18 protein-coding genes and 1 riboswitch are annotated in these 19,592 nt (G+C 64.8%); of the genes, 1 reads left to right on the top strand and 17 read right to left on the bottom strand.

What is annotated here, in order from left to right; translation table 11 throughout:
* Positions 1 to 213: 213 nt before the first annotated feature.
* From F4U95_RS17705 to F4U95_RS17695, 3 genes are all read right to left on the bottom strand, one after another.
* Positions 214 to 624, bottom strand: a complete 411-nt coding sequence (locus F4U95_RS17705; protein ID WP_232016404.1) for a hypothetical protein — start codon at positions 622 to 624, stop codon at positions 214 to 216.
* 2 nt (positions 625 to 626) lie between these two features.
* The gene (locus F4U95_RS17700) at positions 627 to 2,096 is read right to left on the bottom strand and encodes an aldehyde dehydrogenase (RefSeq protein ID WP_150426560.1); all 1,470 of its coding nucleotides are present in this window, start codon (positions 2,094 to 2,096) and stop codon (positions 627 to 629) included.
* A gap of 101 nt (positions 2,097 to 2,197) precedes the next feature.
* Complete coding sequence (locus F4U95_RS17695; protein ID WP_161600411.1) at positions 2,198 to 2,743, bottom strand: TetR family transcriptional regulator; 546 nt, start codon at positions 2,741 to 2,743, stop codon at positions 2,198 to 2,200.
* 83 nt (positions 2,744 to 2,826) lie between these two features.
* Between F4U95_RS17695 and F4U95_RS17690 the strand changes: the two genes are divergently transcribed.
* On the top strand, positions 2,827 to 3,870 hold the full coding sequence (locus F4U95_RS17690) for an aromatic ring-hydroxylating dioxygenase subunit alpha (RefSeq protein WP_150426558.1): 1,044 nt from the start codon (positions 2,827 to 2,829) through the stop codon (positions 3,868 to 3,870).
* 57 nt (positions 3,871 to 3,927) lie between these two features.
* Here the strand turns inward: F4U95_RS17690 and F4U95_RS17685 are convergent, their stop codons facing one another.
* From F4U95_RS17685 to F4U95_RS17620, 14 genes are all read right to left on the bottom strand, one after another.
* Positions 3,928 to 6,339, bottom strand: coding sequence for a TonB-dependent receptor (locus F4U95_RS17685; RefSeq protein WP_150426557.1), 2,412 nt, complete (start codon positions 6,337 to 6,339; stop codon positions 3,928 to 3,930).
* Positions 6,340 to 6,558: 219 nt separating this feature from the next.
* Positions 6,559 to 8,031 carry a lignostilbene-alpha,beta-dioxygenase NOV2 gene (gene nov2 / locus F4U95_RS17680; protein ID WP_150426556.1) on the bottom strand — a complete coding sequence of 491 codons (1,473 nt, stop codon included), beginning with the start codon at positions 8,029 to 8,031 and terminating at the stop codon, positions 6,559 to 6,561.
* 80 nt (positions 8,032 to 8,111) lie between these two features.
* The gene (gene cobU / locus F4U95_RS17675) at positions 8,112 to 8,618 is read right to left on the bottom strand and encodes a bifunctional adenosylcobinamide kinase/adenosylcobinamide-phosphate guanylyltransferase (RefSeq protein ID WP_120252376.1); all 507 of its coding nucleotides are present in this window, start codon (positions 8,616 to 8,618) and stop codon (positions 8,112 to 8,114) included.
* Complete coding sequence (gene cbiB / locus F4U95_RS17670) at positions 8,615 to 9,556, bottom strand: adenosylcobinamide-phosphate synthase CbiB (RefSeq protein ID WP_120252375.1); 942 nt, start codon at positions 9,554 to 9,556, stop codon at positions 8,615 to 8,617. The genes cobU and cbiB overlap by 4 nt, the downstream gene beginning before the upstream one ends.
* On the bottom strand, positions 9,549 to 10,529 hold the full coding sequence (locus F4U95_RS17665; protein WP_120252374.1) for a threonine-phosphate decarboxylase: 981 nt from the start codon (positions 10,527 to 10,529) through the stop codon (positions 9,549 to 9,551). The genes cbiB and F4U95_RS17665 overlap by 8 nt, the downstream gene beginning before the upstream one ends.
* Positions 10,526 to 11,245: an adenosylcobinamide-GDP ribazoletransferase gene (locus tag F4U95_RS17660; protein ID WP_120252373.1), complete on the bottom strand. Its 720-nt coding sequence runs from the start codon at positions 11,243 to 11,245 to the stop codon at positions 10,526 to 10,528. The genes F4U95_RS17665 and F4U95_RS17660 overlap by 4 nt, the downstream gene beginning before the upstream one ends.
* A complete protein-coding gene (locus F4U95_RS17655; protein ID WP_120252372.1) occupies positions 11,242 to 11,811 on the bottom strand; it encodes a histidine phosphatase family protein in 570 nt (189 codons plus the stop codon). Before F4U95_RS17655 ends, F4U95_RS17660 begins: the two co-directional genes overlap by 4 nt.
* Complete coding sequence (cobT, locus tag F4U95_RS17650; RefSeq protein ID WP_120252371.1) at positions 11,811 to 12,824, bottom strand: nicotinate-nucleotide--dimethylbenzimidazole phosphoribosyltransferase; 1,014 nt, start codon at positions 12,822 to 12,824, stop codon at positions 11,811 to 11,813. Before cobT ends, F4U95_RS17655 begins: the two co-directional genes overlap by 1 nt.
* A complete protein-coding gene (locus tag F4U95_RS17645) occupies positions 12,821 to 13,228 on the bottom strand; it encodes a DUF1636 domain-containing protein (RefSeq protein WP_120252370.1) in 408 nt (135 codons plus the stop codon). The genes cobT and F4U95_RS17645 overlap by 4 nt, the downstream gene beginning before the upstream one ends.
* Positions 13,228 to 13,764, bottom strand: coding sequence for a hypothetical protein (locus F4U95_RS17640; protein ID WP_120252369.1), 537 nt, complete (start codon positions 13,762 to 13,764; stop codon positions 13,228 to 13,230). Before F4U95_RS17640 ends, F4U95_RS17645 begins: the two co-directional genes overlap by 1 nt.
* A gap of 26 nt (positions 13,765 to 13,790) precedes the next feature.
* Entirely contained in the window at positions 13,791 to 15,743 is a 1,953-nt protein-coding gene (locus tag F4U95_RS17635; RefSeq protein WP_120253439.1) for a TonB-dependent receptor plug domain-containing protein, read from the bottom strand.
* A 153-nt stretch (positions 15,744 to 15,896) separates the two neighbouring features.
* Positions 15,897 to 16,085, bottom strand: a riboswitch (cobalamin riboswitch).
* A gap of 12 nt (positions 16,086 to 16,097) precedes the next feature.
* Positions 16,098 to 17,396 carry a cobyrinic acid a,c-diamide synthase CobB gene (locus F4U95_RS17630; protein WP_150426561.1) on the bottom strand — a complete coding sequence of 433 codons (1,299 nt, stop codon included), beginning with the start codon at positions 17,394 to 17,396 and terminating at the stop codon, positions 16,098 to 16,100.
* The gene (locus tag F4U95_RS17625; RefSeq protein ID WP_120252367.1) at positions 17,396 to 17,944 is read right to left on the bottom strand and encodes a TetR/AcrR family transcriptional regulator; all 549 of its coding nucleotides are present in this window, start codon (positions 17,942 to 17,944) and stop codon (positions 17,396 to 17,398) included. The genes F4U95_RS17630 and F4U95_RS17625 overlap by 1 nt, the downstream gene beginning before the upstream one ends.
* 40 nt (positions 17,945 to 17,984) lie before the next feature.
* Complete coding sequence (locus tag F4U95_RS17620) at positions 17,985 to 19,592, bottom strand: GMC family oxidoreductase (RefSeq protein WP_120252366.1); 1,608 nt, start codon at positions 19,590 to 19,592, stop codon at positions 17,985 to 17,987.

The following is a 19,592-nucleotide window of genomic DNA, read 5'->3' as shown; positions in this document are numbered from 1 at the left end:
CGGACAACTATGCCACCCCGATCCTTGCGTTTCGGAGGACTGTCGTCCGTCTATGTTGGCGACCGTTCCGAGCGCTCCCTGATGGCAGCGCCCCGTCCGGTGAAAAGCCCTCTAAGTGGACCTGATGATTCGGTCAATAACGTTTTTGCATTTTTATTTCATATGCATCCGAACACGCCCTCTCACCCCATGGGAGCAGATGTTCACCGCACCTCACCAACGCAGCAGTCCGATCAGATCCTGCCGCCAGGGCCACAGCAGAATCGCGTTGAGCAGCAATGTCACAATTCCGAACGCGTATTCGACCAGGCCAGGGTCCAGAACGAAATTCCAGTAGCCGATAACGATATTGAGCGGCACGCAGGCGAGTGCCGCCGGAAGCACTGCCCGGTTCGAGAGAATCAGCAGCGCCGCGATCACCTCCATAACCTTGATCCAGGCGAACAGACCCGAATGGATCAGCGCCAGCGTGAATTCCTGCGCCAGCGGCGTGTTACCCAGTGGCTGGAGATCGAAGGGGGTGAAATATTCCACCCCGGAAAAGAGGAACCAGCCGCCGAAAATGATCCTGGCAACGGTGAACGCCCCGCCGGCGCCACGCCCCTGCGCGTCCAGAGCGATCAACGTCAGAAGCCCGCAGGCGCCGCGTCGAGCAGGATCGTTTTCGTTTCCAGATAGGGATGCAGCCCCTCGACCCCGCCTTCTCGACCGATACCAGACTGCTTGAACCCGCCAAAGGGCAGACCGAATTCCAGTTTCATGCCATTCTGGCCGAAGCCACCCGCGCGGATGCGCCGGCCGATGCGGTAGGCGGCATCGGCATCGTTGGTCAGCACCGATCCGTTAAGGCCAAAGGCGCTGTCATTGGCGATGCGGATCGCGTCTTCCTCATCCTCGGCCGGAATCAGGCAGAGCACCGGGCCGAAAATCTCCTCCTGCGCGATGCGGCTGTTGTTATCGACATTGGCGAACAGGGTCGGCTCGATGAAATAGCCCTTGTTCATATGCGCAGGCCGACTGCCGCCGGTCACGAGGTCGGCACTTTCGCGCCCCAGGCCGATATACTCCTCTACCCGTTCCAGCTGGCGCTTCATCGCTACCGGGCCGAGTTGCGTGTCGGCTGCGTCGCTATGGCCGATGCGGATGCCCTGCATCACCCTGGCGATGGCCTCGGCCAGTTCGTCATGCCGATGACGCGGCACGATCGCGCGGCTCAGCATCGCACAAACCTGCCCGCTCATGATGGTGATGGTGTTGCCCAGGATCGCGGCGGCGACCTCGATCGGGAAATCGTCGCGCACGATCGCCGCAGACTTACCGCCCAGTTCCAGCGTGCAGCGCGCCACGCGACCGGCGCAGACCTCGCCGATCCGCTTGCCGGCCAGCGTCGATCCGGTGAACGTCACTTTGTCGATGCCAGGATTGCGCACCAGATGATCCGACGCATCGCGCCCGGCCGCAACCAGATTGACAACGCCCGCAGGCACGCCCGCCGCCGCCGCCGCTTCCGCCATGATATAGGCTTCCAGCGGCGTTTCCGGCGAGGGCTTCATGATGACGGTGCAGCCTGCGACCAGCGCATAAGCGACCTTGGCCGACATGATGCCATACGGCGCGTTCCAGGGCGCGATCGCCGCGACCACGCCGGCAGGCTCCTGCACCACGATCGCGGTATCGACCATGTGCGATGGCCGCCGTTCCACAAAGGGATAGTTGTCGGCATAGCCGACGATGGCCATAAGCGTCGCGGTCGCTCCCCCGGTCATGACAGGCGCGAAACTGGCGAGGCCGCCGACCTGCGCGGTCCAGGCGGCCGCTAGTTCGGGCGCGCGCTTTTCCAGTTCCGCACCCATCCGCCGGACGATCGCTCCGCGCTCGGCCGGCGCCATGGTCGACCACGGCCCTTCATCGAACGCCTTGCGCGCGGCGGTGACGGCGCGGTCCATGTCCGCTTCCGTCCCGTCGGCGACGCGGGCGACGACCTCTTCGCTATTGGGCGACACGATCTCGATCACGCCGTCGCCGGTCGATGCGACCCAGGCGCCGCCGATGAACAGCTTGTCGGGATGGGCGATGCGAACGGCGTCGGGGGTCATGGTCTATCCTCTTCTGCATGTCGCCGCCGCGCCCTTGCTGGGCATGCGACTGGCTTGAATCACCTCAACACCATAACGAACGTTATTATTATTGCAACGGGTCAATCGACGTGAAAGCCCGACACCATCGCCTCCAGTCCCAACGCGAAACTCTCGTCGAAACCGATCATCTCGGCAAGATGATCGTGCATCGCCTCGCTCTGTTCATACACCGCCCAGCCCAGCGCCAGCGCATTGATCGACGCGAGGCAACTGAGCGCATGCGCGCGTGACAGCCCCTGCGCCACCAGTGGCGCGGCCAACAGATCGCCCGCAGCCGCCGCCGTATCGGGCGCTGGCCGCGCCGTCGCGCAGAGCAGCGCCGACCCCTGATGACTAAGCAATGCGCGCCGCAGCGCTACGCCATAATCAATCAGCCAGCGGCGCCAATCCTTCGCCGCCCCCGCGCCCGCCACCGCCAGCGCGCGCGCATGGAAGCTTTGCGCCATCGCCCGCATCAGCGCGGTCTTGGACGGCACATGCCAGTAGAGCGCCGACGCCTGCACGCCCAGACGCGCCGCGATCGCACGCATATTGAGCGCGCCCAGCCCCTGTTCGTCGGCCAGCGTCAGCGCCGCCTCGACAATCTCTTCCTGTCTGATCTTCACCCTACCCTCTTGCCGCAAGCCCGCTCGCTTGACAATTGAACAACGTTCATTGAACATTGTTCAATAAACGAGGGAGAGCCGAAATGACCTATGTGCGCAATGCATGGTATGTCGCCGCCTGGGCGCAGGATCTGGAACCGGACAGGCCCATGGCCATATCCATCCTGAATGAACCCATCGTGCTTTGGTCGGCAGAAGACCGGCTGGTCGCGTTCGAGGATCGCTGCCTCCATCGGCTGGCACCCTTGTCTCTTGGCCGATGCGAAGGGGCAAGGCTGCGCTGCATGTATCATGGCCTGCTGTTCGACGCGGACGGCGCGGTGGTCCAGATACCGGGGCAGGACATGATCCCGCCGCAAGCGCGTCTGCGCAGCTATCCGGTCGAACTGCGCCATAGCTGGGTCTGGATCTGGATGGGCGATCCGGCCCGGGCCGACCCGGCGCTGATTCCGCCAGCGGTCGGCTTCGACAATCCCGACTATATTCTCGGCCGCGGCTTCCTCGACTATGCGGCAGAAGCGCGGCTGATCAACGACAATCTGCTCGACTTCAGCCATCTGAGCTATGTCCATGCAGAGAGTTTCGGTGCCGGTCCCGAATTTGCGGACGAACGCCCGCGCCTCACGCCGCTGGAGCGCGGCGTACGGTTCGAGCGCTGGGTCGTGGGCACCCACGGCCCCGGCCGACGCAAGAGCGACGCCCTGATCGACAGCTGGCAAACCTATGATTTCCTGCTGCCCGGCATACTGCTGATGTGGAGCGGCAGCTTCGTCGCCGGAACGGCCGAACGGTGCGGCTTCGCACAGCCCGACTATGCCGAGGCGATCGGCGCCGTCACCTTCACTAGCCAGGCAGTGACCCCGACCGGCGACCGGACGGCGCGCTATTTCTTCTCCTGGGGGCCGCATCGCGACCATGGCGACGAGGCCATACGCGACATGCTGATGACCCTCGCCGACCGCGCCTTTGCCGAAGACAAGGTCATGATCGAGGCGCAGCAGCGCGTGATCGACCGGACGCCATCACCGCGCATCATGCCCACCGTCCATGATCGCGGCGTCACCCTGTTCAACCGGCTGGTCGAACGCCTTGCCCGCGCCGAAGCAGGCGAAGCGGAAGCGGCATAATGAAAAAGGCTCGCCCGCTTATGGCGGACGAGCCTTCCTCCCCTTCCCTACAGGAAATCAGAAGCTCTTCTTGGCCGTGATCGTCCATTCGCGCGGGCGGCCGACGGTGCCGGTCACGACGCCGAAGGTTCCGACATTTTCCGCCACGCCATTATAGTAGAATTTGTCGAAGACGTTGGTGACGCCGGCGCTGAGCGACCAATCCTTGTCCGGCGCCTGATAGGTCAGCCGCGCATTCACCAGGCTGGGCGCGTCGATCAGATTATAGGGGTTGTTGACCGAATTATAATAGAAGTTGGAGCGCCAGGACCAGTCGATCCGCGGCGTCAGCGTGCCGTTGCCGCCAAGGTCCGCTTCATATTGTACGCCAGCCGACAGCTGCCATTTGCTGATGAAGGGCGCGATCATATCCTTCGTCACCAGCGTCGCGGGATTGGTGATCTTTTTATAATCGAAGTCGAGATAGCCGACCGACGCATCGAACGACAGGCCCTCTGTCGGCCGCAATTGCGCTTCCAGCTCCCACCCGAACACCTCGGCATCGCCCGCATTGGACGGCACCGAACAGGACAGGACGACGCTTTCCGGACATTGGTAGCGGACCAGCTGCATATCATTATATTTGTTGAGGAAGACCGCGCCATTCAGGCGCAGCATCCGGCTGAACAAATCAGCCTTGAAGCCGGCCTCATAGGTGGTCAGCTTTTCCGGGCCAAAGCTCTGCACCTGATCCGGCGCAGACGGGCGCGGGTTGATGCCACCGCCCTTGAAGCCGGTCGACAGCTGCGCATAGGTCATCAGTTCGTCCGACCAGCGATAATTGACGCCGATGCGGTAATCCAACCGATTGCCGCTGAATGTGCCGGTCAAACCGTCCAGCCCAACCAGCAGGAAATTGGGGGTGAAGAAGGCCCCGCTCGGCAATGTCCCATCCACATTGCGCCGGGAATAGCGATAGGTCTTCTTGTCGTCGGTATAGCGCAGGCCGCCGATGATGTTGAACGCATCAGTGACATGGAATTCGCCATGGGCGAAGGCCGATATGCTGCGATTCTTGATCACGTCGTCCGACAGAAAATCGAACAAGAGGGTCGGGATCTGGCTGCGCCCTTTGATCGTATCCGTAGCCTTGTAATAGAAGCCACCGACGGTCAGGTCGACCTTGTCATTGAAATTGGCGCTCAGGCGCAGTTCCTGCGTGAACTGCTCATGGCCATAGGTGAATTCCTGCAACAATATGGCAAGCGGCGATCCATCCACGTCGATCGCGCTGGTACCGTTCGCGCTACGATAGCCGGTGATCGACTTCAATTTCAGCGCATCGGACAAATCATAGTCGATCGTGCCCGACACGCCCCAGGCCTTGACTGTGCTGGTCGGGCTGGCGGTAAAGCCGCCCGGTGCGATCTGGGTCGGAATGCCGAACACGGTCGTATAATTGCCGCCCGTGCCATAGGTCGCATAGGAGGTGTAGCTCTTCGATCCCGTCAGGAAACGGCCGTCGAACGGGATGCCCGCCGTCGCGTCACCCGGGACATAGCTGCGCACCAACGGATTATTGGCATAGAGCAATTTGGTCGCGACCACCTCGCTCTTGTCCTTGGACACATCGGCGACGATGTTGATTTCCAGCGGCGATCCGGCCGGGGCGTAGCGCAGGGCGGCGCGCAGCCCCATCACGTCGATCCCGCCTTCGGTGCCGGTCTGGCAATTCTTGTTGCCGCTGCTGGCCGGGATACCCGACGTCGGGTTGACGCAGCCATAATCGAGCAGCTTCATATAGCCGTCGACATTTTTCGACACGCCCGACACGCGCAGGAACAGATCGTTGGTCAGCGGAATATTGGCGCTGCCGCGCAGTTCCAGCCGGTCGAACCGGCCATAGGTCGCTTCGACAAAGCCGCCCGGCGTGGAATCGGGCTTCTTGCTGAACAGCTTCACCGCGCCGCCCACACTATTCTTGCCGGCCAGCGTCCCCTGCGGCCCGCGCAGCACCTCGACCCGCTCCAGATCGGTCAGGTCCATCACCGCGCCAAAGGTCGTGCCATAATAAATATCGTCGATATAGATGCCGACGCCCGGCTCCAACGCGAAGCTGGCGTCCAACTGGCCGACACCGCGGATGAAGGCGGCTACGGCATTGCCCTGAATGCTCGTCGCCGGCGCCAATGCGACGTTGGGCGCGAACTGGCCCAGATCGGTCACGCTGGTCTGGCTGCGCGCCGCTAGCGTATCGGCCGATACGGCGGTGATCGCGATCGGCGTGTCCTGGAGATTTTGTGCGCGGAACTGGGCAGTGACGATGATATCGGCGCTATTGGCCTGATCCGCCGCCTGCTGTTCGGGCGCTGGCCCGGATGCCGGGGCCTCTTGCGCCAGCGCCGGCACGGCCATCATCGCGCCCGTCATCGCACTAACCAGCGCCAGCATCGCCACATGGCCCCGAAATGCGCACTTCCCGTTGGACATGATCTCTTCCTCCCTCTTCTGGTCGGCCGCAGGCATGGGAGGGGCGACACCGAACCCGCTTGGTCGGGTTCCGGTCGGGGGCGGCGCCGATGCGCCTGCCTTGTCCTGTCATCCTCTCGCCGGTGCCGATGGCCGGTTCTGCTTTGCAGTCCTTGTTGGAGAGAACGGACTTTAGGCCCGCCCCTCTCCCGTCAATCAATAACGATCGTTAGTATTTTGTCAAGCGGGCTGACGTGCCTTGCCTCGTGCCAATTGCGCCGCAGATACCCAGGCGCCATGTACCTGCGCCCGCATCGGCAATGGCATCGGCACGCGGGCGACCGGACCGGCACCGATCGCGCCTGCATCCACGACCCACAGTTCCGACTGAAACGATTCCGCAGCCTGCCGGTCCACCACCATCAGCAACCAGCCGTCCTGATCCGCCTGCACGGCGGGCACATGCACCGGTTCGCTGATCGCCATGCCGAACTCCAACCCCATCATGTCGATACGGCCGTTGCCCGGCTCGATCTGCAACAGGGCGTTGAAAGCGAAGCCCACCGGCCCACCGGGCAGCGGCGGCCCGCCCTGCGGGTTCATCGACAGATACCAGGCCGAACGATAGGGCCGCCCCTGATCGGCATCGCGCAATCGCGGCATATCGCCCGGCGGGCCGACGACCCGTTCCTCATAGCCATCCCCGGGCTTCGCCAGATCGAAGGTCCAGCGGGTGAGGCCGCCTTGGATATCGCGCTGGTCGCGCTGCACGCCACCGGCTTCGCGCATGAAACCAAAGGCATTGGTGTCCGACAGGCAGAGGTCGAGATGGATAAGCCCACCCTCTTCAAAGGCGTTGACCAGATGGAAGGCGGATATACCCGGCCGCCCCTTGAACCAGCGCATCTCCTCCACCTTGCCATAACGCGGCATGATGCCGACCCAGCTCTCCAGATCCTGCTGATGCGCCCAATGCGCGCCGCCCGCTTTCAGCCGGTCGAGATCGGCCGTCGTGGGAAAAATGGGGAAGATGGCGTAGTGTTCCGTGATCGCGAAATCATGGATGGTCGAACAATAGGGCTGATCGAACCATTGTTCGCTGATCAGATGGCCGTCCCGATCGGCGATGGCATAGGCGATCTTCGTCGAGCACACCCCATCCGCTTCATAGCCGAAGAAGAACATTTCCCCGGTTTGCGGATCGACGCGCGGATGCGCGGTAAAGGTCTGCGACGTGAAGGCGCCATGATAATCCCAGCGGCCGATCGTCTCCAGCGTATCGGGATCGACCTCGTAACCCAGGCCATCTTCCTTGGTCATGAACAGCCGCCCGCCATGCCAGACCGGCGTGGTGTTGGCGACGGTACGATCCCGGCCAGCCACGGCAGGGTCATCGGTGAAAGGGTTGCGATACTGGCCGAACAGCGCGCGCCGCGCGCCCTTCTCCAGCGCGTAGCGCTCCGTTTCGACATAGCGGATCGCATAATCGACCGTCCCGTCATGGATGGCGAATTTCGCGACCATGCCGTCGCCCGACAGGATGATATCGTCATCGAACATCGGCGGATGCGCCGGATCGGGCACGGCGCGAAAGAAGGCCCCGTCAATTTCGGCCGGGATCGTGCCGATCACATCCAGATTGCGGGCGGACCATTCGATACCGACGGGCGTGTTCAGCCCGACGAAATGGATGGTCTGGGGATAGGCTGGCATGGCCTTGAAGCTCCTCTCTTATCTCGACTCATAGTAACAATCGTTATGGTTGTTGCAAGAGGAGAGTGGAGGGTGCGCCGCTATTTCAGGCGCATCGGCAAGCCCGCTGCCATGAACACGGCTTCATCCACGCAAGCGGCCACGGCCTGATTGACGATGCCTGCGACATCGCGAAAGCGGCGCGCCAGCGCATTGTCGGGCACGATGCCCAGTCCGACTTCGTTCGCAACCAGGATCACCGGCCCTTGCGCTTCACCCAGCGCCGCGACCAACGCCCCGGTCGCAGTATCGATATCCCGATCCGCGAACATCAGGTTGGACGCCCATAATGTCAGGCAGTCGATCAGCAACACGCGATCCGCCCGCACCTCCGCCCGCACCACTGCCGCCAGATCGACCGGCTCCTCGATTGTGCGCCAGCGCGGACCGCGCTCCTCGCGATGCCGCGCAATTCGGCTGTCCATCTCGTGGTCCAGCGCCTGCGCGGTGGCAACGAACAGCAACTCGCCCGGCAGGGCTTCGGCGCGTTTCAGGGCGTAGCGGCTCTTGCCCGACCGTGCGCCACCCAACACGAACAACAGGCTCATGACAGTCTCCATGCAAATAGTCCGGCGATCAGCCCCAGCAGCAGGCAGGCCCGCAGATAAACGCGCAAAGCCGCGTCGATATCATCCGCGCTCAGGTCGCTCCGTCCCGACCCAATCCACGCTTTGTCCTGCGCCACGCCATCATAGGCGATCGGCCCGGCCAGAGAAAAATGCAGCGCGCCAGCCATCGCCGCCTCCGGCCACCCCGCATTGGGCGAGGCATGACGCCCGGCATCGCGCAGCATAGTGCCCCATCCGCCGCCACCAGCCACACAGAGCAGCAAGCCCGACAACCGCGCGGGAATAAGGTTGAGCAGGTCGTCCAGCCGCGCCGCCGCCCATCCGAAGGCACGCCAGCGCGGCTCGCGATGGCCGATCAGGCTGTCGGCGGTATTGATCGCCTTATAGGCCCAAAGGCCCGGCAACCCGCCCAGCATCAACCAGAACAGCGGCGCCACCACCCCGTCGCAAAAACTTTCGGCGAGACTCTCGATCGCCGCCCGCGCCACACCCGCTTCGTCCAACCGCGCGGTATCGCGCCCCACGATCATGCTGACGGCCGCGCGTGCATCCTCGATCCGCCTGTCGTGCAACGGCACAGCGACAGCGCGGACATGGCGATAAAGGCTGCCCGCTGCCATGCCCGGTACGGCCATCAGAGTGATGCCGATCCAGGCCCAACGTCCCGCGACCAGCCGCAATCCCTGCTCCAGCAAAAGGCCGCCGCCGACCGCCAGAATAAGCAGCAGCAGAACGCAAAGGATGCCGGCAAGCCTGCGCCACCCCTCGGCGCTTTCCGGTCGGTTCCATGTCTTTTCACACCATGCGATGATGGCAGCGAAGGCCCCCACCGGATGCCCGATCCGGCGATGCAGCGCATTGGGCCAGCCAATGACCGCCTCGACCGCCAGGGCCAAAACCGCCACCGGCTCAACCATGGGCCAGCGCCTCGTCCAGTCTCGCAAGGCTGTCTGCGCCTTGTGGCAAGCCGATCCGCAGCCAACGCGCATTCTCATCGAACGGACGGGTCAGGATCGCCTGTCGAGCCAGACGCTCGAACAGCGCCATCGCATTGTCCGTCTCGATCAGCCGGAACAGCGGGCACACGCCTTGCGGTTCTAGATCATGGGCGCGCAGCACGTCATCCAGCGCCGCCGCTTGCGCGATCAACTGTATCCGCATGGTGACGATCCAGTCGCGATCGGCGTAGGCGGCGGCCCCGATCACAAGCGCGGCCGTGGAGAGCGGCCAACTTCCCAGCCTCTCGCGAAAACGCGCGATGATGGACCGCGGGCCGATCACGAAGCCGAGGCGCAACCCGGCCAGACCGAAAAATTTGCCGAAGGAACGAAAGATAATCAGGCGCTGCGCATCCTCGATCCGATGCGCCAGGCTGCTCTCCGGCCGGTAATCGGCATAGGCCTCGTCCAGCACCAGCCAGCCGCAGCTATCCGTCTGCCGGTGCAACAACCCGTCCAGCGCTTCCCGGTCCAAAAGGCGACCATCGGGATTATTGGGATTGGCGAGCAGCAATATCTTGCCGGCCGGGTCATCCCGATCAGGCGCAAAAGCCCGGCTGTCGGGCCGAATGTCGCGATGGGTGCGATAGCAGGCCGCGCCGTGGAGCAGATCCCCCGGCAACAATTCCCCCAACAACCGCAACCCCGCTTCGCTGCCCGGCACAGCACAGAGATGCGAGGGATCCACACCGAAATGCGCCGCCGCATTATGTTCCAGCACCGCCAATTGCGCATCGTCGGGCAACGCCCGCCAGTTGAAAGCCGGCGCTTTCTCCACCGGCCAACTGTCTGGGTTGATCCCGGTCGACAAGTCCATCCACGGCGCCTGCCCATCACCGAAAATCCGCCGCGCCGCGTCTAGCTTGCCACCATGAAAGGTCCAGCCTGTCATACGACGCGCAATAGGATCAGCATGACCAGCAACAGCCCGCTTTCCAACAGTTCGATGCCTGCGCCATGGCTGTCCCCTGATATGCCGCCAATGCGTGTCTTCACCCACCAGCCCCACAGGCCGATGAGCGGCAAAGTCCCCATCAACGCCGGGCACCACCACGCAGCCAGCATCAGCACCGCCGTCCACAGGCCCAAATCGACCGGACGGACGGCAAGGCGAAAGCGGGTACCCAGTCCATCATGCAACGGCGGCAAGCAACGGCTCCACCAGAGCGGTGCGGTTCGCGCCGCGAACGGGATGAAAGCAAGGGCGCCGATCGCTCCGGCTTCGATCAGGCCGTGCAGCAATATCAGCTTGGCGATGAGTTGCAGTGCCACGCCCGTCACGCCCATAGCGCCGACATGCGGATCGGCCAGCACCGCCAAAAGCCGGTCGCGCCCCTTATGGGCGGCGGCGTGCGCATCGGCCAGATCCGCCAGCCCATCCAGATGCAGCGCGCCCGTTACCCAGACCCAGGCCAGTAATCCCAGCAGCGCCCCGGTCCATGGGTCGATCCGTCCGCCGCCCCATGCCGCGCCGGCGACGACCGCCCCGACAACCATCCCTGCCAGCGGAAACCAGCGGATGGAGCATGCAAAATCATCCGCATTGGCCACGATTTGCGGCATTGGCAGGCGAGTCAGGAATTGGAGCGAGAGGATCAAACCCTTCATGTCGTCAGCCCGACAATCTGCGCCCAGCGTCGCTCGCCCGGCCAGAGACGTAGGGTGAGGCAGGCGGCATAGGGCAAGTCGAACGCCCACAGCTGGCGCTGCTCGAAACCGCATAGAAGCGCCAGCGCCGCCCGCATCGCGCCGCCATGAGTCACGACCAGCGCCGGTTCCGCCGGCAGCGCCGCGATTGCCGCATCGACCCGCCCCGTCAGCGCAGACCAGCGTTCGCCACCGGGCGGCGGGCAGGCATCGGGATCGGCGTAGAAATCTGCCAATGTACCGGCATCCAGCGTCGCCGGATGGACCCCATCCCAGGCACCAAAGTCCAGTTCACGCCAGCGGGAATCGATCTGGGGCAGGATGTCACACCGAATGGCGATAGCGTCGGCCCCTTGCCGCGCGCGCAGCAGGTCGGAAGAGATGATCGCCGACACCGCCAACGATTCCGCGCGTGCGACGCAGGCCGCTATGCCCGCATCCGTGGCGGGCCAGTCCTTATGCCCCAGCAACCGCCCGGTGACGACAGGCGCGCCATGCCGCATCAGGTGGAGCAGCCGGCCCGTCATCACCCGGCCGATACGCCGGCATCGACAAAGGTCGCCATCTGGTCATGCGCCGCGAGTGCCGATCGGATGACCGCTGCGGCCACCGCGCCGCCGCTCCCTTCGCCCAATCGCATGTCGAGGTCGAGCAGCGGGCTCAGGCACAGTCGCTCCAGCAATCGTCCGTGCGCCGCTTCGGCTGACAGATGCCCGGCCAATATATGGTCGGTGATGGATGGCATTGCAGCGGCCAGCGGCGCCAGCGCAGCACCGCAGATGAAGCCGTCCAGCACCACCGGCACATGGTGAAGGCGCGCGGCCAGCATCGCCCCGGCGATCGCCACGATTTCTCGCCCGCCGACCCGACGCAACGTCTCGAACGGCGTCGCGGGCGCGTGGGCATGGCAGGCGATGGCCAACTCGACCACCTCTCGCTTGACCTCCAGACCATGACCGCCGACGCCCGTTCCGGCGCCGACCCAGTCCGTCGCGTTACCGCCGAAACTGCGCTGGCACAAAGCCGCCGCCGCCGTCGTGTTGCCGATCCCCATTTCACCGAGCAGCAGCAGGTCCAGTCCCGGTTCGACCGCTTCCGCGCCGATATTGAGCGCAATCAGACATTCGGCTTCGTTCATCGCCGGTTCGACCGTGAAATCGGCCGTCGGCTGGTCCAGCGCGATCGGCACGACGCGCAAGTCCAGCCCGGCCGCGCCCGCCAAGGCATTGATCGCCGCCCCGCCGCGCGCGAAATTGGCAACCATCTGCGCGGTCACTTCGGGCGGAAAGGCGCTGACCCCATAGCGGGTCACGCCGTGATTACCGGCAAAGATCACCGCGCGCCCACGATCGACCCGTGGACGCGCGCGCCGCTGCCAACCCGCCATGAAGATGGCAATCTCTTCCAGCCGGCCGAGCGATCCGGCAGGCTTGGTCAGTTGCGCCTGTCGCGCGCCGGCCGCCGCCCGGCAAGGCGCATCGGCAGCCGGTAGGGACGCCAAGGCGGCATCGAACGCCGCAACGGTTGGGAATAGGCTCATGTCGCGACGAAACCCGGCGGCGGCGTCCGCACGATGAAATGCCCCTTCACCCCCTGCGGCCAGTCGGCATAACGCACCTGCCCATGCTCGCTTTCAGCATGATGGACGGCATAGTCCAGGATCGCGCGCGCCGCGTCCTCATCCGGCGTAAAGCGGCCCAGCACATAGCCGATCTTGCCCGGCGCGCGCAGATGGACGGTGCAATGGTCGGAACAGGCGAAGAGACAGGGCATATCCTGCACCGCTACCGCGTCATAACGATCCGAGCCAGCCTTGACCCTGCGCAACGCTTCCGCCAGCCGGGCGCCGCCGCGCACGCCCTCTCCATCCTCCCGCGCGTCCGCCGAATGACGGCAGCTGCTGCATACTACCACCGCCGGGCCATCCTCGACCGCGCGCAGCATCAGACGGCCACTCCGGCGCGCAGCAAGCCGCCGCGATCGAGCAGATATTGCAACCCCAGCAACCCGCCCAGGATCATGGCGTAGCGGACGAACTGCCGCGCCAATATGTCCGGCGCGAACGCCGCCCAACCGGAATTAAGCAGCACGGCCCCGCCCAGAACGACAAGCTTGAACGCGACGAATGCCACGCCATAGGCGGCCGCCAGCCGGAGCGCAGGATGTGCTCCAGCCGATCGACCGGCCACCCAACCCGCGCACATCACCGCCGCGATCGCGGCCAGCGCCATGGTTACGGCCCAGAAGGCGTTCTCGGCGGTCATCTGATAGCCAAGCAGGCAATATCCCACCCCCTGCGACACCGCCCAGGCGGCGAGCATCAGGATGATGCCTTCCTGTCGCCGAACATACAGCGCAGCGATGGCGGCGAGCGCGGGAAAGGGCGTGGCGCAGGCCAGCACCAGTGTCGTCACGGTGCTGGCCACCGTCATCAGTCCCACCCACAGATGGCGGGCGGTGGCAGGGGACAGGCTATCCATAGTCATGCACTCCCGTTCATAGGATATCAAAACCGTGCCCTCAGGCCGGCATGGATGCTGCGCCCCAACTGACCATAGCGACGCGCCGTCTCATAATAGTCGTCGAACAGATTTTCGACCCGACCAAACAGCGTCAGCTTGTCCAGCACCGGCATTTCGGCGCGCAGGTCGACCAGCGTATAGGCATCGTTCACGAACGGCGCCACGGTCGCGCTCGTCCGCGCCGCATCCAGCGCCTTACCCGACCAACGGACTGCGACCGCCGTGCTCAGGCCGAAGGTCCAGTCATAGCGCAGCGTGCCATTGGCCGCATGACGCGGACGCCGCGCCAACTGGTTGCCATAGTTGAGGCCGGGCGAGCGATCCTCCGCCGATACCCAGCTATAATTGCCGTCCAGCGTCAATCGACCGACATGCGCGACCCCGGCCAGTTCCAGCCCGTGCGCCTCGCTGCGCTGGACATTGGCGTAATAGCCCAAGCGCGGCATGGTCGTGCCGGGCGCATAGCAAAGCGGCGGCCGGTTGGTCGTCGGGCAACCATTATAGGTGATGAGATTATCGGTGCTGCGGTCGAACCAGGTGGCCGACAGGATCAAGCCATGGTCGAACAGATGCTGTTCGATACCCGCATCCCAGCCGTGCGACTTTTCCGGCACCAGCGCCATATTCCCATAGTCGCTATAGAGTTGATAAAGCGTCGGCGCCTTGAACCCCTCACCATAGCTCGCGCGCAGAATCGTGCTGTCCTTGGCCAGCGCCCAGGCCGCGCCTGCGCCGAAGACGGTATTGCCGCCGAAGGTCGAATGATGGTCGTAGCGCACCCCACCATTAAGGGTCAGCCCGGCCAGCGGTTCGACATTGAGTTGCGCATAAAGGCTGTCGATATCGGCCGATCCACGGATGGTCGCGTAGGAGGCCAGGCTGTTGGGGGGCGATGCGGTGCGCATCCGCTGCTCTTCGCGTTCCGCGCCGAAAGTCGCCGTCCATCCCTGCCCGATCGTCAGCACGCCCTGATATTCGTAGCGGTTGGTTTCGCCCTTGGCCGCGAAGCTGAGCGGGCGCTGCTTGCGCGACGGATTGATATTGTCGCGTATCGTTTCGCTACGGCTGAAGGACAGACGGTTGTGCAGTGCCCCGCCGAACAGGTCGGCATTCAGGCCCGCATAGCCGATCCACTCCTCGGTCTGCGAATATTCCGGACTGTCGGGCACGGTCCCGGCGCTGTCGATATCGGTACGGCCCTTGGCATAATAGCCCCGCATATCGACCGACACACCCGGCGCCAGTGCAACGCCCAGCCGGCCATTGAGCGTGCTGTTGCTATAGCCGTCCTTCTCCTTGGCGCCATAGCGCGGGCTGATCGCGGAAATCCCCTGCGTCGTAAAGCGGCTGCCTGCGACCTGCCAATCGAGCGCCCCCTGCCGACCGCCCAGCGCGGCGCGGGCGCTGACGGTGTCGCGCGATCCCGCATCGATATCGAAGCTGCCTTCGATCGGCCGCTGCGCGCGCGCCGTCACGACATTGACGACGCCGCCGATCGCCTGGCTGCCCCACAGAATCGACTGCGGCCCGCGCAAAATCTCGATCCGGTCGATATCGCCGGTCATCAGCGTCGCGAAATTATAGCCGCCGCCGGTCGAGGACGGATCGGCCAGCTTGACGCCATCGATCACCAGCACGGTCTGATCGGCCTCCGCACCGCGGATACGGATCGACGTCGCCGTGCCATAGCCGCCATTGCGGGTGAAGCTGATGCCGGGCGTGCGGATCAGCAGGTCCGATACGGTGAGAGCCTGCGCGGCGTCGATCGCCGCCTTGTCGAGCACGGTGATGCTCGAGGCCACCTGCTCGATCGCCTGCGGCTGGCGCAGCGCCGTGACGATCACCTCGCTCGCATCCTCGGCCATGGCCGGCGTCGAGAAGCCGGGGATGGACAGGCCCGCCAGAATGAAAAGTCCGCTTTTTGAAATCCAGTGCATGATAATCCCCCAGTCTTTGACAGGACCGGGCGGGCGCGGCGCGACAGCGATGCCGAACGCCAATGCGCACGACTTCACCGCCGCGCGAATCCGCACGGTCAGCTTGTCGTTGCGCGAGGATATCCTCGTTCGACCGGCACACCCTGTCCGGACGAAGAACGACCGCGACAGGCAGGTCTCCTGGCTTGCGGGTCCATGCCGTTTCGAAGCGCCTTCTCGGGATCATGATCCCAATGGCCTGTGCCTCGATGGCTCGCCGCTCACAGTTGCAGGGGCAGCCGGGGTCTTGAACCCCGTTCCCTTTTGATCCCCTTGCGGGGAACCTGACGCAAGGGCCGCCGTAATGGAGTTGGATCAGGCGATCAAGTGGAAGAAGCCGCCCGTCACATGGCCCGCCCGATGGCCGGCGGGCGCAAGTGGTTGTCCCTCCGCATCGGCCATGTCGGCCAGCGCTTCGCCTTCGCTGGCGGTGATCGTCGCATAATGAAATTCATGGCCCAGCAATGGCTGTCCGGCAGGAGCGAAGCTGCTATTCTGGCGCAACCGGGCTCGGCGATAGCCCAATGTCCTGCGCCGCTGTGCGAAACTACTGTCCATCGGCAGCAGGCCCGCCATGGCATGCACCGCGCCATCCCCATCTTCCAGCGTGCGGCCCAGCACCATGTAACCGCCGCACTCGCCATGAACCGGTCGATTTTGCGCGAAGGTGCGAAGGCCCGTCAGGAAATGGTGATTGGCCGCGATCCGCCCGGCATGGAGTTCGGGATAGCCGCCCGGCAGCCAGCAGGCATCGCAATCGGCCGGCGGCGCTTCGTCCGCCAGCGGAGAGAAGAAGTGCAGCTCCGCCCCGGCCGATCGCCACCAATGCGCCATATGGGGGTAGAAGAAGCTGAAAGCCGCATCGCGGGCGATGGCGATCCGTTGCCCCGGCGGATGGATGCCCGGATTGAGTGCCGGAAAATCCGCCGTCGCTCCGGCCGCGGCATGGATCGCATCCAGATCGCATTGCGCCGCTACGCGCTGCGCGATCGCCGCGATCCCCGCTTCCAGTTCATCCGTTTCGCCCGCCTGCACCAGACCCAGATGGCGCGACGGCATGGCCAGCCCCTCATCGGTTGAAATCGCGCCCAGCAGGGGCAGGCCGATGCGGGCAAAGCCATCCTCTATCATGCGGCGATGGCGGGGGCTGGCCACCCGGTTGGCGATCACGCCGGCAATGGCGGGCGCGCCCGGAAAGGTCGCGCAGCCATGCGCCACCGCTGCCACCGTCTGCGCTGCGGCGCGGGCATCGACGACCAGCAGCATCGGCCAGTCCAGCAGGTGCGCGACATCGGCGGAGGCGCCTGACCGACCTTCCGCCCGTGCGCCGTCATAAAGGCCCATCGCCCCTTCTGCGACAACGAGTTGGACAGTGGATGCGACATGTGCGGCCAGCCCGCGCAGCATGGCCGGCGCCATGGCGAACCCGTCCAGATTGATCGAGGGCCGCCCGGTCGCGGCCGCGTGAAAGGCCGGATCGATATAGTCCGGCCCGCATTTGGCGCCGTGCACGGCGAGGCCGCGATCGGCAAAGGCCCGTTGCAGGCCGATCGTCACCATCGTCTTGCCGGCGCCCGACGCAGGGGCGCCGATGATCAGCCCTTTTCCAAGCATCACAGATCGTCGCTCGATGCGGCAAAACCCTGGACCAGCGCGATCAGGCTGGCATCCACGGCGGCGTCGATCTCCACCAGTCGAGCGATATCGCCGCCCTGCGGGCCAGTGGCAAAACCGGTCCACCCCGTTACCAGAGCCTGCACCGCCGACTGGATCATCATGCCGCGCGCGGGCGGTAGGCCCACCGCGCCGATCTGTGCGCTCAGACGATCGGCTATCGCCTCCATGGAGCCGATATGGGCCGGCGCAGCGGCGATCAGCAGCGCCGCGTCGCGGGTCACGCGTTGCTTGCGCCAGAGCGATTGACCAAAGCGCACCATCCAGTCCGTCCATGGTCCACCAGAGGCGACGTCATCCAGCGCCCCCATGAACAGGCGGTTCGACATCAGCGCCAGCAGGCTCTGCTTGTCGCCGACATGGCGCGCGAGCGAGGGCGCCTTCGCGTCCAGACGGGCCGCCACATTGCGCAGCGACACCGCCTCCAGCCCCTCTTCCTGCAACAGGGCGATCGCTTCATCGACGATGGCGTCACGACTCAGTTTCATGACCGCCTTGTGGCAAAGCCGCCCGCCTGCCGCCAGCGCCTCAGTTGCGACGCAGCTTTTTCAGCACATGATCCGCGCCCTTGTCCCCGATCATGATCGCGGTCGCGTTGGTGTTGCCCGCCGGCAGGGTCGGCATGACGGACGCGTCCGCCACCCACAAGCCATCCACGCCGATGACGGCGAGATCGGCGTCCACCACCGCCTGCGGATCGTCCGCCCGGCCGATCTTCGCGGTACCGACCGGATGATAGAGCGGGATCGACGCCATGCGGACATATCCGCGCAATTGCTCCGGATCGGTCAGCGCCGCGCCGGGGCGCAACTCGGCCTTTATATGTGTCGCAATCGCTGTCTCATTCAGGATAGCGCGAGCGATGCCGATACCCTCGACGATCTGGTCGATATCATCGTCGCTGCCCAATTGCCGATGCTCGATTTTCGGCGGCGCGAATGGGTCGGCGGACCGCAGGCTGATCCGCCCGCGATGGCTGGGCCGCATGAGCCCAACCAAGGTGGAGACGGACGGCGTCTTGCGCAGCATCAGCCGCCCCTGCTCATCGAAGTCGAAGGCGAAGGCGGCGAAGCTGATCTGGAGATTGGGTGCGGGCAGATCCGGCCTGCTCTTCACGAAGGCCTGGGCATGGCCGATCGCGGTGGTCAGTGCGCCGCGCCGGGCGAGGGCATAGCGCAAGACTTGCCAAGCCCCGCTTAGCCCCTGCGCATCGCTGTTGAGCGTCCGCACATCGACTTCGTTCACCACATGGGTGCCGACATGATCCTGAAGATTGGCCCCCACGCCGGGCAGGTCGCGCACGACGGCGATGCCATGGGCGCGCAGATGATCGGCCGGACCGATGCCCGACAGCATCAGCAGGCGCGGCGTATTCATCGACCCGGCGCTCAACACCACGCCATGGCGTGCGCGCAGCGTCTTTTCGACGCCGTCCTGCCAATAGACGATGCCGACGGCGCGCCCGTCCTCGATCAGAAGCCGCAATAACTGCGCTTCCAACAATATAGCGGGCGCCTTCCCGCCGCGCCGCTCGTGAAGATAGCCACGCGCCGCCGAACAACGCTCGCCGCGTCGCTGCGACACCTGCACATAATCGACGCCCTCGGCATGTTCGCCATTCAGGTCCGTCGAACGCGGGATGCCCGCCGCCTGCGCCGCCGCGATCCACTGGTCGGTGATCGGATAGCGGGCGCGGCCTTCGGAAACGGCGACCGGGCCGCCAGTGCCGCGCCACTGGTCGGCGCCGCGCTCATTATCTTCCATGCGCCGGAAATAGGGCAGGACTGAATCATAGTCCCAGCCCGCCGCACCCTGCCGCGCCCATTCATCATAGTCCCAGCGATGGCCACGGATGAACATCATGCCGTTCAGCGCACTACCGCCACCCAGCATCTTGCCCGCCGGCCAGATATCCGCCCGGCCGCCCAGCGACGGGTCCGGCTCCACCTGATGGCACCAGTCATAGGCAGGGTTCTGGACGATGGCGCTGGTGAGCGCCGGGATGCGCGAGCGCATATGCCGGTCGGTCCCGCCCGCCTCGATCAGGGTGACGGACAGGCCCGCGTCGGCCAACCGCCCGGTCATCGCGGACCCGGCCGAACCGCCACCCACGACGATGATATCGGTGTCTTCCAT

Source organism: Sphingobium limneticum, from assembly GCF_008710165.1.
In the GTDB taxonomy this organism is placed as follows: Bacteria; Pseudomonadota; Alphaproteobacteria; order Sphingomonadales; family Sphingomonadaceae; genus Sphingobium; species Sphingobium limneticum.
This window is presented reverse-complemented; position numbering and strand designations above follow the sequence as displayed.